The following is a 13,202-nucleotide window of genomic DNA, read 5'->3' as shown; positions in this document are numbered from 1 at the left end:
ATGCTCTGAGTTACTGCCTGCGGTGTCATTCCGACAAGCTAGAAATAGCGTTAAAACGGCGTCAATCTTTATGATCGTCAACCACCGCCAGCAATAATTTGACAGTACCAAAAAGTAAGCAACATACCAGTAACCAACTGATAAGCAGATACAAACTGTTGGGGAACTTTGACTCCTGCGGTAGCTGAGGAGAGCTGATCACTGACAACATTTTCAGTTTTCTTGCCGCATCAACACGGGTTTTTTCAATCGATGTCAGGGTCAATTTGTAGATATCAGTATCGAACTGTACCTTGGCTTTAATCTCTTCAAAATCTACCGCCATACGGTTCAATTTGTGACCATCGGGCGCAGTAATTTTGCTTTTTTCATTATCAATCTGGCTGGAGAGCGACTTGAGTGCGTTCTTCGCACTGATGACCTGAGGTGCATCTTCACGGAGAAAAGTCAGTAGGTTACGCAATTCCGCTTCCATCTGAATACGTTGGCTAACCAAGGTATTAATCAACGTAGTGGCAGCCAAAGCCTGAGCTTCAGGGTCAAGAATATTATTGCTGTTCTGGTAAGTGAGTAGTTCGGTTTTGCTGCTGTTCAAACGAACGCGTGCTTCCTGCATTTCGTTTTCGGCAAACAGCAACTGCTCGCGGGCAATGCGGTGTGAGATCTCATTGATAAATCTTTCGGATTCTTTCAAAACAGCCTGATTGAACCGTTGAGCAAATTCAGGCGAGAATCCTTGAGTACCAATGGTGAGCAAACCGGTTTTGTCATCGTAAGAAACGGAGATACGGTTACGGTAATAATTAAGGAATTGCTCGCGAGTGGCACTATCTGACAAATGATAGAAAAAATCCCAACCGCTATGGCCGAATGCCTGACGAAAATCGAGCTGTTTATCCAAGACCGCCAACATATCAGGAGAATTAATATATTCCTTCAGATATAAGGCATCTTCCGCAGAACTAGGGTTGCCAGCACCCATCAGCAAAGCGACATTCAGATTACTGCCATTGATATCGTTGGAATGTTTGATGGCGACTTTAGATTCACTGAGATAGCGTGATTGGCTAAAAATTAACAAGTAGAGAATCAGCAGCAACATCGGTATCAGAATCATAACCTTACCTAAATGGCGCTGTAGCTTAGACAGAGTTAAGTGTGACATGCGCACGCGCTTCAACATATCACCTGGCCAAGCCGACTTTATTTTTTCAATAAACATGGGTTTCATCATTTGTTATTTGCGCGGGCATTTCCCCATCACGTCTAATGCAATCATCAACAGAAAATTCGAGTAATAAAATGATCATTACCCAGCTCAGGTAAATTAAATTCGTCGATCGTCCGTATCATGTTCAATCAACACATGTCGCAACATACGACTAGCCCAGAGGAATAAGCCCACATTGGGCTAAAATACAGACGTTTTGCCAGCAAAACGGCTTTGTTGAATAAATCGGATTTAGATAAAAGCTCCCCTCGTCGCTGACTTTCTCAGGCAATCCGTACGCTTTCTGGCATGCCTGCACGCGTCATTTTGTTTAATGCGCGGATCATGGCCATAGCCTCCCCAACCTGCGCATCATAATCCCGCAACGTAAGATGCCCACCAAACAGCTGTTTGACACGGTACATTGCCGTTTCAGCCACCGAACGTCGGTTGTAAGCCGTGTGCCATTTCCAGTACGCATTGCTTCCCGTGAGCCGTTGCCGGGCAACCGCCTGATTTCTGTCGGCATACTCAGCCGACCAGTAACCCGCTCGGGTTCGCGGCGGGATAAGTGCTTTGATTTTCTTACGCCGCAGTTCGTCGTGGCACCGTCTGGTGTCATAAGCTCCGTCGGCTGAAGCGACCCTGATTTTCCGGTGTGTCTGGTGGATAAGTCCCGGGAATGCTTCTGCATCAGTCACGTTGTTCAGGGACAGGTCAGCACAGATAACCTCATGCGTACTGGCGTCCACGGCCAGGTGCAGCTTCCGCCAGACGCGGCGCTTTTCCTGACCGTGTTTTTTCACCTTCCACTCACCCTCACCGAAAACTTTTAAGCCGGTGGAGTCGATAACCAGGTGGGCAATTTCACCGCGTGTGGGGCTTTTGAAAGGGATGCTGACGGACTTAGCCCGCCTGCTGACGCAGGAATAATCCGGGCAACGGAGCGGGAGCTTCATCAGGATAAAAATGGAATCGATGAATCCCTGCACAGCGCGCAGCGTGAGGCGAAAGACGCGTTTGAGCATCAGAACGGTGGAAATGGCCAACTCGGAATAACGTTGAGGACGACCACGTGAAGAGGTTTTGGGTTCGTCATACCAGGCCTGAATGGCCGACTCATCAAGCCAGAATGTCAGTGAGCCCCGATTGACGAGGGCTTTGTTGTAGACGTTCCAGTTGGTGATTTTGAACTTTTGTTTTGCCACGGGATACCGCTACAGGATCGAGAATGTGGTGATCTGATCCTGATTACGGCCAAAAGTTCGATTTATTCAACAAAGCCCAGCAAAACTCTAAATGAAGGGGTAAATCAATAAAAATTGCGGCTACAACACTGTTGATAATTATAATTTACATTTAACGAGTTTTAATAAATATTACAACCCGTTAACTTGCTAAAATCAGTGAAATAAATACTCACATAACTAAAAAATCAAATAAAATCTATATGTAATTCCAATAGAAAATATAAGAAAAATACGAACAGCAGCAGTATAGGAAGAATAGACAGCTAACACCAATTGGTTAAATGTTACAGAATGTAACCATTGATAGCCAAATAAATTAGATATAGTCAGTTGATTTATAAGAAATTTCTCAAAATTAAATTAAAATACCCTTATAACTCATGCCTGTAAAAAACCCACATTCAAATTCACCACGGAATCAATGAAGCTAATTGTACGAATATTCCTACAATATTTATTCTAACAATGTGACGTGAATTAACTCTATTAGCAAAGCAGGCTTGTACTAATAGCCACAGTTGATTGCATAAATTTCATTTACCACTAGATAGCATCTAGCAGACAATTTGCTTACAGGGAAAGGACAGCTACGGGGTTCTGAGGCTTTTAAATATGATTAATTATAAATCAAAATCTCTGGCACCAAAGCTCCGTTCCTTTTTATAATTTATAGGTGCAAAACTATAAAAGTGAAGTATTGAGAGGAAGGCAAAATATCATATCAACCCCATATGATAGCGCGATCAGATAGGGTTGATACGTAACGCTCGGCCTACTTAATCAAAAACACCTGTCGACAAGTATCGGTCACCACGGTCACAAATAATCGCCACGATCACCGCTGCGGGGTTCTGTGCCGCCACCCGCAGCGCGCCGGCAACCGCACCGCCAGAACTGACACCACAAAAAATACCCTCTTCCGTGGCCAGCCTTCGTGTCGTTTCCTCTGCTTCGCACTGGGTGATATCCAGTACCTGATCAACCAACTCCGGGCGGAAAATCCCCGGCATGTATCCCGGTGACCAACGGCGGATACCGGGAATACTACTTCCTTCAGCGGGTTGCAGGCCGATAATGGTAACTTGCGGGTTTTGGCTTTTCAGATATTGGCTAACGCCGGTAATCGTCCCGGTAGTTCCCATGCTGGACACAAAATGGCTCACTTTACCCGCGGTTTGTTGCCAGATTTCTGGCCCGGTACCGCTGAAATGTGCGTAGGGGTTATCGCTGTTATTGAACTGATCCAACACCTTACCCTGCCCTTCAGCCTGCATCCTTAGCGCTTCATCGCGCGCCCCTTCCATTCCTTGCTCACGACTCACCAGAATTAACTCCGCACCGTAGGCACGCATTGCGGCCTGCCGCTCTTGACTCATATTTTCCGGCATCAGTAGCTTTAGCTTATAGCCCTTCATCGCCGCGATCATCGCCAGCGCAATACCAGTATTACCACTGGTCGCCTCGATCAACACATCACCCGGAGCTATTTCTCCACGTAATTCTGCCTGCCGGATCATGGTCAGTGCCGCACGGTCTTTGACCGAGCCTGCCGGATTATTGCCTTCCAATTTGACCCAAATCTGCGCATCCAGCCCTTGGCTTAAACGTTGCAGTTTGACGAGTGGGGTGTTGCCGATGCATTGTTCGAGGGTTGTCACTGTAAATACCTATTAAATACCCTTCTTCCTTGAAGCGGCAGCTATGTTCACTGCTCTCACGAACCCGAATCACTTACTTATGTAAGCTCATCGGGATTCGCTCGTTAGCTGCCTTGCTGCCACTCCAATGACGTTGGGTATAATTCTATGTTTACCAAAAGAAGAAAAACTTATCAGGCGCTTTGGGCTAAAGCAATGGGTTGTAATAATTGGTCGCCAGAATATAAGCGTGCATTTAACCCGCCCACATAATAACGGTTACCGCGCACCGGAGCGTCAATTTCGCCTTCCGGCAGTACCACACTGATAGGATCCTGATGCCAACCAATAGGTTGCACCGTCAGTTGCCAGAAGTGACCACGCGGGCTAACTTCAAGCACTTGGACCGGCAGTGGGCAACGATCACTGGCGTGTGTATTGACCTCCATCTCCCACGGACGCAGGAATAAATCAACACTGCCCTGATGCATTGGGGCCAAATCCAGCGGCCAGTGGTGCGCGCCAATATAGAGTTGTGAGCCTCGAATCTCTCCACTCAAGCGATTAACTTCGCCCAGGAATTCCAGCACAAAGCGGGTCGCAGGGTAGCGCCACACTTCATCTGGCGTCCCGACCTGCTCGATATTACCCTGGCTCATCACCACCACCCGATCAGCAACTTCCATGGCTTCTTCCTGATCATGAGTGACGAAGACGCTGGTAAATTTCAACTCTTCATGTAACTGGCGCAACCAGCGACGTAACTCTTTACGCACCTGTGCATCCAGCGCACCGAATGGCTCATCCAGCAACAGAATTTGTGGCTCGACGGCCAACGCCCGCGCCAGGGCCACACGCTGTTTCTGTCCACCAGAAAGTTGTGATGGGTAACGGCTGGCAAGATGACCTAATTGCACCATCTCCAACAGTTGCTCCACCTTCTGTTTGATAGCTGCCGCATTCGGCCGCTCACGGCGCGGTAACACCGTCAAACCAAATGCAATGTTATCGAATACTGTCATATGGCGGAACAAGGCGTAATGCTGAAAAACGAACCCGACACGTCGATCACGGGCATGCAGGCGGCTAACGTCAGTGCCATGGAAACTTAAACGTCCGGCGTTCTGGTTCTCCAGCCCGGCAATAATGCGCAGAAGGGTCGTTTTCCCCGAACCGGAAGGACCAAGCAAAGCCACCATCTGGCCAGAAGGAATATCAAGCCGGATGTCATTTAGTACCTTGGTGCGACCAAAATACTTGCTGATATTATCAATCTCAATGCTCATGCTTTTGCTCCTGTTCGAGACGAACAACCTGACGCGCTAAGCGCCATTGCAGGCCGCTTTTCAGAAAAAGGGTCAATATTGCCATCAGGGTCAGTAACGCGGCGGCGGTAAATGCCCCGGCAGTATTGTAATCCTGATGCAACAACTCAACTTGCAGTGGCAAGGTATAGGTTTCGCCACGAATAGAACCGGATACCACAGAGACTGCCCCGAACTCGCCAATGGCGCGGGCATTGGTCAACACCACGCCATACAACAATGCCCAGCGAATGTTCGGTAACGTTACCCGGCGGAACATCTGCCAGCCGGATGCACCCAGTAATACTGCGGCTTCATCTTCCTGGCTGCCCTGACTCATCATCACCGGCACCAGTTCACGCACCACAAATGGGCAGGTGACGAAAATGGTGACCAACACCATACCGGGCCACGAGAACATCAATTGAATGTCGTGAGAATCTAACCAGCCCCCCACCACACCATTTGAACCGTAAAACAGCAGGTACATCAGGCCGGCGACTACCGGTGAGACCGCAAACGGAATATCAATTAGGGTCATCAATAGCTGGCGGCCGGGAAATACAAACCGCGTCACCAACCATGCCAGTACCACACCAAACACCAAATTCACCGGCACCGTAATCAGTGCCACCAGCACAGTCAGCCAAATGGCATGCAACATGTCCGGGTCTAATAAATTCTGCCCGACCACCGCTATCCCTTTGGAAAAAGCAGTGATAAAGATCCACACCATCGGGATCACTAACAGTAAAAATGAGAACACCGCACCGATGGCGATCAGGGTCCATTTGCCCCAATTGATTGGTGGGCGGGCTACGCCGTTAAATTCAGTGATATCAGCCATCAGTGCCCGCCTATCCGCCGACCAAAGCGGCTTTGTAACGTGTTAATACCAAACAGCAATACCAATGAAACGGCCAGAATAACGGAGGCAATGGCACTGGCAGCCGGGTAATCAAATTCTTGTAGTCGGATGAAGATCATCAGTGAGGTCACTTCGGTCTTCCAGGCAATGTTACCGGCGATAAAGATAACTGCGCCAAACTCCCCCAGACTGCGGGTAAAGGATAAAGCAGTGCCTGCCAGTAATGCCGGAGCCAGTTCTGGCATCACCACCAGCCGGAAGCTCTGCCAACGGCTGGCGCCGAGAGTTTCCGCGGCTTCTTCATATTCGGGACCCAATTCTTCCAACACCGGTTGTACTGTGCGCACCACAAACGGCAAGCTGGTAAACGCCATCGCCACGGCAATCCCCAACCAGGTAAAGGAGACTTTAATCCCCAGTTCGTTCAACCAGGCACCGTACCAACCGGTGGTCGAAAATAGCGTTGCTAATGTCAGACCCGCCACCGCCGTGGGTAAGGCGAACGGCAAATCCATCAAACCATCCAACAAACTACGGCCGGGGAACTGATAGCGGGTCAGAATCCACGCCATCAACATACCGAAAACCGCATTAAATACGCTGGCGACGCCTGCGGCCAGTAAGGTCACTTTATAAGCAGCAACCACTTGGGGGTTAGTAATCACCTCCCAGTACTGTGCCCAACTCATCTGTGCAACCTGCATGACTAACGCGCTGAGCGGTAATAATAAGATCAGGCAGGTGTAAAGCAGGCTGCTCCCGAGACTGAGGGTAAATCCGGGCAGAACCCGTTTACTGGATGCCGACAACATTACTGATGCCCTTGCGCTAACAATTTATCCAGCACGCCGCCAGTCACGAAATGGGTACTCATCACCTGCGGCCAGCTACCGAATTGATCTTCAACACGGAATAGTTTGGTTTGTGGGAATTGGGACTTGGCCGCTTCCATTGCCGCTTTGTCGTAAACCCGATAATTAAAGCTGGTGATCACTTGCTGTGCTGGCGGACTGTAGAGATAGTTGAGATAAGCTTTAGCCGCTTTCTCAGTGCCATTCTTCTCGACATTTTTATCCACCCAGGCAACCGGGAATTCAGCCAAAATATCTACCGGCGGGACAATTACTTCGTATTTATCACTGCCGTACTCTTTACGGATATTGTTAACTTCCGATTCAAAACTGATCAGCACATCACCCAACCCGCGTTCAACGAAGGTAGTGGTAGCACCACGGCCACCAGTATCAAACACCACTACATTGGTCAGGAAACGCTTCATCCAGTCGCGGGTTTTAGCCTCATCCTTACCATTCGCTTGTTGGGTAGCACCCCATGCCGCCAGATAGGTGTAACGGCCATTACCGGAAGTTTTTGGATTCGGGAACACCAGTTTGACGTCTTCACGCACCAGATCATCCCAATTGTGGATATTCTTTGGATTACCCTTACGTACCAGGAATGCCATGGTGGAATAAAACGGTGAGCTGTTATTAGGTAACCGCGCCTGCCAGTCGGCCGGGATCAGATTGCCCCGGTCATGTAGGATCTGCACATCGGTGACTTGGTTATAAGTCACCACATCTGCTTTCAAGCCCTGTAAGATAGCCAGTGCCTGTTTAGACGACCCAGCATGAGATTGTTTGATGGTCAGCTTGTCGCCGGGATTTTGCTGCTCCCACTGTTGCTGGAAGCCGGGATTGAGGGCCGTGAATAACTCGCGGGAAACATCATAAGAGCTGTTAAGCAACTCAGTGGCAGAGGCAGTTGCACTGGCGAAAATTAACGCGCTTAATAAGGCAACACGGTGCCATCCTTTACGCGTACCGTTCTTCACTGAAGTCTGTTTCATGCTGCACCTTATTCACTGAGTTCATCCGACAGGCATGTCATTAAATGTGAACAGTGCCTTTAATATCTTCAGTGTATTTATAACTAGGTGCATACCTATAATGCTTTTATATACCGTTTAGTGATGTTCAAGTATCAAATGCTCTAAGCCAGCAACAACGCTGGTCGCAAGCCACTCCCTTTTGCCCATTAAAAAACCCGGCCAACCGGCACCGGGTGATAGCAAAGACTTATTGAGTAAAAATTGTCGGTTGCGAAAAACCGGCCCTTCAGCCTTTCGTCATTACAGCGATAATAATTGAGTCAGCGACGGTGCGAAGTAATAACTACCGGTTACTGGCTTACTGAAACCTAATAACAGATCGTGCTTATCGTCTATCGCGCCAAACATACTTAATAATTGTTGTTCGATATTATGTAAGCGTGCGCAATAAGCAATAAAGTACAAACCGTGTTTGCCACTGGCGGTACCGTAAGGCAAGCTTTGACGCAGAATTTTCAATCCTTTGCCATTTTCTTTTAAATCGACCCGGCTAACATGGGAGGTCTCCGGGCGCTTATCTGATGGCAATTCTTCGCTAGCATGCTTGGTACGCCCAACAATTTGCTCTTGCTTATGTTCAGGAATACGCTGCCATTTTTTCAGGTCGTGCTCATAACGCTGTACTAACACATAGCTGCCACCGGCATCTTCTTCACCATCCGCAATCACCGCCACTTCCGAGCGGCTTTCCCCTTGTGGGTTTTCGGTGCCATCAATAAAACCAGTAAAATCACGTTCTTCTACCCAGCGAAAACCATGTGTCTCTTCTTCAACGGTGATGGCATCGCCAAAAGCAGCCATCGCGGCCTGGGCTAAAGTAAAGTTGATATCCTGACGCAATGACTGAATATGAATCAATAAATCGCGTTGTGTTGCGGGGGCAACCATTGGTGCTTTGCCTAATGGCACAAAAGGTTTTAACTCATTAGCCCCTTTACCACCGGATAGGTCATGCCAAATATCAGAACCAAAAGCAATCACAGCACCTAAATACTCGTTAGGAAATTTTTGCTGTAACTCCTGCAATGACTGACAGAATTGTTTGCACCCCTGACGAATAGCATCTAGCTCGCCCTGTACTTTTGCTTCCATAAAAATGGCAAAACGACAATGTTCCATCAGAATGCCACTCTGAACTTGAGTCATGTTTGGTTCCTCACAAAATATCGGTATTAATTATGGCGAATATAATAGCTGAACCGATTAGGATTACCTTGCGGCAACGCAAAATAAATTTAGGCAGAGGAAGTGAGACCAAAGGTGGGAATATTATTAGCTAGTAATGATAAATCTGCCAGAAGCCAATTTGGACGCGGTTTGCAGCGGCCTCACCTTCAGATGCCCAAATAATGGGCCGAGTAATGAGTGCCGCTAACACTGCTATAACGTCAGGAACCAAGGGATGGTTATTCGCCTTTAGCTCGCCAGATAATCTTGCTCACTTTCCAACTTTGCAATGTATCATCGGATGGCATTAAACCTTCAGGACCATGCCAGTCGCCATCAAATAAATAGCTGACGTGCTTGCTGTCCGGTGCCGCACACTCTATTTGCGCACTATCATCACCGCTGCCTTTGCGGCAAACACCAAAGGCTTTTTTATATAGTTCACTGAATGGTGTACCAATCGTAACACCCCATTGGCTGGGAATAGACTTATCCATAACATCAATGCGCTCTACCGTGCCTTTCGGTTGCCCTGAGATAACCAGTTTGATTTGGTTCTCTTTCATCGCCTGATAGAAGGAAATCAATTTATCGTCGTTGGTCGCCATACCGCTACGCAGCCGGAAATCGCCTTTTAACCCCTCTTTGATATCACTCTCAGTCAACGCAGTAGTGGCGGTAATTCCACCAACCCCCTGATCAGTCACCTGCATACTGCTGCTGCCAAACCAATTCAGTGGTGACAGACTGGACCAGGAAAAACCTGACATGGTTGAGCACCCGGCTAACAACAAAGGGGCACCCAGTAATAACAATCTCACCCCAGATAACCGTGGGCGAATATTCATCTAAAGCTCCTTATAAAACCACCGCATCCGGTAAGCTGTTCTGCATTGTACAAGTTACAGAGGGCATCTACATGCGCAGTTTAAAAATGATAACCAGTGGTTTGAGTCCACACAGCTAAAAAAGTGCCATAACACTACCGGCTTTAATTGTTATAACCAATAAATAGGTCTAATCGGATAGACTCGCGGCCATCGTATTGCAATACTTCAGCACGCCTTAACGCAAATTTGGTCTACTATTGGGTACCACAAAGGCTTGTGTAGTTTTTGTTTTCAAACGTAATGATTCATGCATTGAAGGAGCAATAAAATGAAGAAATTAACCTTAGCGGCAACCTTGGTTATGTTATGCAGCACGCCATTGCTGGCACAGAGTGCCACAGCACAAGGGGGCTTCGACGGCCCGGCAGCAACACAGACACAACCGACGGCTCAGGGCGGATTTGCGGGTCCAAGTGCAGCCAATACCACGGTAGATAAAGTCAAAACCATGCGTGATGACACCCATGTCACTCTGCAAGGGAATATTGTCGAGCGCCTTGGCCACGATACTTACACCTTCCGCGACAGCACCGGTACCATTACCGTTGATATTGATAACAAGCGCTGGAACGGTCAAACCATCTCGCCACAAGATAAAGTCCAAATCGAAGGCGAAGTTGATAAAGACTGGAACTCGGTAGAAGTTGATGTGAAAAGTATTACCAAGATTAAGTAATTAATCTTTACCCTATCCTCTGCGGCTTTATCAGCTTTTGGGGATAGGGTTATTACCATATTAAGGGTGAGGCCAAAAGGGCGACCTTAATACTCCTGATCCACAATCAGCCGTTTGCCCAGCATAATCGTGTCTTGGGTTTCGTAATCGAGCTTTTCATACATGCCGATCACTGCGTCATTGTCTTCGCGCACCATGATATTCAGCTTTGGGCAGCCGCGGGCAATGAGTTTCTTTTCTAGGCGGCTGATCAGCGCATTGGCAAAGCCACGGCCACGGAAGTCAGGATGGACCCCCAGATAATAAGCCGAGCCACGGTGGCCATCGTAACCGCCCATGATTGACCCCACAATCGCCCCACTCACTTCCGCTACTAAAAACAGTTCGGGCGAGTGATTCAACTTACGCTCAATATCCATTTCTGGATCATTCCAAGGCCGCAGCAAGTCGCAATGCTCCCACAGCAGAATCACTTCTTCAAAATCGTCTTGCTGAAATACGCGGATTTCCATGGATGTTTGCACCCTTGAGTAATATGGATATTCTGATTATCGTGGCAATATTATATCACGCAATATTAAAGTGATATTTCCCACCGTGATAGTGAGTAATGATATTTGAGAAGAAGCAGATAAATCTTGCCGATCTTGTAGTTTAATAGCCGCAAATCCACACAGAAAGTACAATAATGGCGGCGAATCGGGGTATACTTGGCCCCTAAATATTTGCAAGCTAATAGAACCCTCGCTGATGAATTCACCCGATACCGCCCAAATCAAAACCTACCTGCTAGCTTTGCAGGATAAAATCTGTGCCGCACTGACACATGCCGATGGCGGAGCAACCTTCACAGAAGAGAGCTGGATCCGCGAAGAAGGCGGCGGCGGGCGCAGTCGGGTATTGGTTAATGGGGTGGTATTTGAACAGGCGGGGGTTAATTTCTCTCATGTGTCTGGTGCAGCATTACCCGCATCCGCTACTGCGCATCGCCCCGAATTGGCCGGTCGTAGTTTTCAGGCACTTGGGGTGTCGCTGGTGATTCATCCACTAAGCCCTTATCTGCCCACCAGCCATGCCAATGTGCGTTTCTTTATTGCTGAGAAACCTGGCGAAGATCCGGTGTGGTGGTTTGGTGGCGGTTTCGATTTAACCCCTTACTACGGCTTTGAAGAAGATGCTATTCACTGGCATCAGACCGCCCATCAGTTGTGCCAACCTTTTGGTAAAGAAATCTACCCACGCTATAAAAAATGGTGTGACGATTACTTCTATATCAAGCATCGCAATGAAGCGCGAGGCATTGGTGGCCTGTTTTACGATGACTTGAATAGCCCTGATTTTGATACCTGTTTCCGCTTCACTCAGGCGGTAGGTGATGGTTTCCTTGATGCTTATATGCCTATTGTTGCACGGCGCAAAGCATTGAGTTGGGGGGAGCGTGAGCGTCAGTTCCAACTTTATCGCCGTGGCCGTTATGTGGAATTTAATCTGGTGTGGGACCGTGGCACCTTGTTCGGTTTGCAAACCGGTGGTCGTACCGAATCTATTTTGATGTCGCTGCCACCCCTGGTGCGCTGGGAATATAACTATCAGCCGGCAGAAGATAGCGCTGAAGCGGCGCTATATCGCGATTTTCTGCCCGTAAAAGAGTGGCTAGCGACCGGAGAACAGCACTGATGCAAATTTGGGTTGATGCGGACGCCTGTCCGAATGTGATTAAAGAGGTGTTATTTCGCGCCGCAGATCGTACCGGCATGATGGTCACGCTGGTGGCTAATCAGCCATTGAAAACCCCACCATCAAAATTTATCCGAACCTTACAAGTCGCCTCCGGTTTTGATGTTGCTGATAATGAAATCGTGCAACGGGTGGAGAAAAATGATCTGGTTATCACGGCAGATATTCCCCTGGCCGCCGAAGTGATAGACAAAGGCGGTATCGCCCTGAATCCACGCGGTGAGCGCTATACACCAGACACCATCCGTGAACGGCTGAATATGCGTGACTTTATGGATACCATGCGTGCCAGCGGCATTCAAACCGGTGGACCTAACACCTTAAATCAGCGTGACCGCCAGCAATTTGCCAACGAACTGGATAAGTGGTTACAGCAAGCCTGCAAAAACTGCGGTTAGATCCTGATAAACAAAAAACCGCCAAATAACGTATTCAATATAAATAGGATCCACTTCAGAAGATGGGTTTCAGCAAACTGACGATGCTAAACCAAGGGGAAACGCCCCGTTCGGGTCGTAGCGACGTAAGTCGCCGGAGCGCCCGTAGGTGCGGTCGCCCCTTGGCTCATTGTG

General features: G+C 48.2%; 13 protein-coding genes. 3 read left to right on the top strand and 10 right to left on the bottom strand.

The window, feature by feature from the left end:
• Positions 1-61: 61 nt before the first annotated feature.
• From V1956_RS08645 to V1956_RS08605, 9 genes are all read right to left on the bottom strand, one after another.
• Complete coding sequence (locus tag V1956_RS08645) at positions 62-1,234, bottom strand: capsule biosynthesis protein (RefSeq protein ID WP_372559591.1); 1,173 nt, start codon at positions 1,232-1,234, stop codon at positions 62-64.
• A 260-nt stretch (positions 1,235-1,494) separates the two neighbouring features.
• Positions 1,495-2,418: an IS5 family transposase gene (locus V1956_RS08640; RefSeq protein WP_442825019.1), complete on the bottom strand. Its 924-nt coding sequence runs from the start codon at positions 2,416-2,418 to the stop codon at positions 1,495-1,497.
• A gap of 818 nt (positions 2,419-3,236) precedes the next feature.
• Positions 3,237-4,118 carry a cysteine synthase CysM gene (cysM, locus tag V1956_RS08635; protein ID WP_420071684.1) on the bottom strand — a complete coding sequence of 294 codons (882 nt, stop codon included), beginning with the start codon at positions 4,116-4,118 and terminating at the stop codon, positions 3,237-3,239.
• 173 nt (positions 4,119-4,291) lie between these two features.
• Positions 4,292-5,383 carry a sulfate/thiosulfate ABC transporter ATP-binding protein CysA gene (gene cysA, locus V1956_RS08630; protein ID WP_083163403.1) on the bottom strand — a complete coding sequence of 364 codons (1,092 nt, stop codon included), beginning with the start codon at positions 5,381-5,383 and terminating at the stop codon, positions 4,292-4,294.
• Entirely contained in the window at positions 5,373-6,248 is an 876-nt protein-coding gene (cysW, locus tag V1956_RS08625; RefSeq protein WP_083163401.1) for a sulfate/thiosulfate ABC transporter permease CysW, read from the bottom strand. Before cysW ends, cysA begins: the two co-directional genes overlap by 11 nt.
• Positions 6,248-7,081, bottom strand: a complete 834-nt coding sequence (gene cysT, locus V1956_RS08620) for a sulfate/thiosulfate ABC transporter permease CysT (protein ID WP_372559594.1) — start codon at positions 7,079-7,081, stop codon at positions 6,248-6,250. The genes cysW and cysT overlap by 1 nt, the downstream gene beginning before the upstream one ends.
• Positions 7,081-8,118: a sulfate ABC transporter substrate-binding protein gene (locus V1956_RS08615; protein ID WP_372559595.1), complete on the bottom strand. Its 1,038-nt coding sequence runs from the start codon at positions 8,116-8,118 to the stop codon at positions 7,081-7,083. The genes cysT and V1956_RS08615 overlap by 1 nt, the downstream gene beginning before the upstream one ends.
• A 282-nt stretch (positions 8,119-8,400) precedes the next feature.
• Complete coding sequence (locus V1956_RS08610; RefSeq protein ID WP_420071682.1) at positions 8,401-9,306, bottom strand: Dyp-type peroxidase; 906 nt, start codon at positions 9,304-9,306, stop codon at positions 8,401-8,403.
• A gap of 260 nt (positions 9,307-9,566) precedes the next feature.
• Positions 9,567-10,175 carry an RpoE-regulated lipoprotein gene (locus tag V1956_RS08605; protein WP_420071681.1) on the bottom strand — a complete coding sequence of 203 codons (609 nt, stop codon included), beginning with the start codon at positions 10,173-10,175 and terminating at the stop codon, positions 9,567-9,569.
• Between the two features lie 310 nt (positions 10,176-10,485).
• On the opposite strand from V1956_RS08605, the gene V1956_RS08600 reads away from it, so the two are divergent.
• A complete protein-coding gene (locus tag V1956_RS08600; RefSeq protein ID WP_372559598.1) occupies positions 10,486-10,893 on the top strand; it encodes a YgiW/YdeI family stress tolerance OB fold protein in 408 nt (135 codons plus the stop codon).
• Between the two features lie 86 nt (positions 10,894-10,979).
• Here the strand turns inward: V1956_RS08600 and V1956_RS08595 are convergent, their stop codons facing one another.
• Positions 10,980-11,405 (bottom strand): GNAT family acetyltransferase, encoded by a 426-nt coding sequence (locus V1956_RS08595; RefSeq protein WP_050073546.1) that lies wholly within the window; start codon positions 11,403-11,405, stop codon positions 10,980-10,982.
• A gap of 238 nt (positions 11,406-11,643) precedes the next feature.
• Between V1956_RS08595 and hemF the strand changes: the two genes are divergently transcribed.
• Together hemF and V1956_RS08585 are read left to right on the top strand one after the other, a co-directional pair.
• Positions 11,644-12,570 carry an oxygen-dependent coproporphyrinogen oxidase gene (hemF, locus tag V1956_RS08590; RefSeq protein ID WP_420071680.1) on the top strand — a complete coding sequence of 309 codons (927 nt, stop codon included), beginning with the start codon at positions 11,644-11,646 and terminating at the stop codon, positions 12,568-12,570.
• Positions 12,570-13,028 carry a YaiI/YqxD family protein gene (locus V1956_RS08585; protein ID WP_372559611.1) on the top strand — a complete coding sequence of 153 codons (459 nt, stop codon included), beginning with the start codon at positions 12,570-12,572 and terminating at the stop codon, positions 13,026-13,028. Before hemF ends, V1956_RS08585 begins: the two co-directional genes overlap by 1 nt.
• Positions 13,029-13,202: the final 174 nt, after the last annotated feature.

The organism is Yersinia sp. 2540 StPb PI, from assembly GCF_052217165.1.
Taxonomy (GTDB): domain Bacteria; phylum Pseudomonadota; class Gammaproteobacteria; order Enterobacterales; family Enterobacteriaceae; genus Yersinia; species Yersinia enterocolitica_E.
Note: the sequence above shows the minus strand (reverse complement) of the source record. Positions and strands in the feature narration are given on the sequence as shown.

Excerpts from the sequence above, each read along its gene's own strand:
- V1956_RS08645 (WP_372559591.1), bottom strand. The coding sequence starts at position 1,234 with ATGATGAAACCCATGTTTATTGAAAAAATAAAGTCGGCTTGGCCAGGT.
- cysA (WP_083163403.1), bottom strand. The coding sequence starts at position 5,383 with ATGAGCATTGAGATTGATAATATCAGCAAGTATTTTGGTCGCACCAAG.
- cysW (WP_083163401.1), bottom strand. The coding sequence starts at position 6,248 with ATGGCTGATATCACTGAATTTAACGGCGTAGCCCGCCCACCAATCAAT.
- cysT (WP_372559594.1), bottom strand. The coding sequence starts at position 7,081 with ATGTTGTCGGCATCCAGTAAACGGGTTCTGCCCGGATTTACCCTCAGT.
- V1956_RS08615 (WP_372559595.1), bottom strand. The coding sequence starts at position 8,118 with ATGAAACAGACTTCAGTGAAGAACGGTACGCGTAAAGGATGGCACCGT.
- V1956_RS08610 (WP_420071682.1), bottom strand. The coding sequence starts at position 9,306 with ATGACTCAAGTTCAGAGTGGCATTCTGATGGAACATTGTCGTTTTGCC.
- V1956_RS08605 (WP_420071681.1), bottom strand. The coding sequence starts at position 10,175 with ATGAATATTCGCCCACGGTTATCTGGGGTGAGATTGTTATTACTGGGT.
- V1956_RS08600 (WP_372559598.1), top strand. The coding sequence starts at position 10,486 with ATGAAGAAATTAACCTTAGCGGCAACCTTGGTTATGTTATGCAGCACG.
- V1956_RS08595 (WP_050073546.1), bottom strand. The coding sequence starts at position 11,405 with ATGGAAATCCGCGTATTTCAGCAAGACGATTTTGAAGAAGTGATTCTG.
- hemF (WP_420071680.1), top strand. The coding sequence starts at position 11,644 with ATGAATTCACCCGATACCGCCCAAATCAAAACCTACCTGCTAGCTTTG.
- V1956_RS08585 (WP_372559611.1), top strand. The coding sequence starts at position 12,570 with ATGCAAATTTGGGTTGATGCGGACGCCTGTCCGAATGTGATTAAAGAG.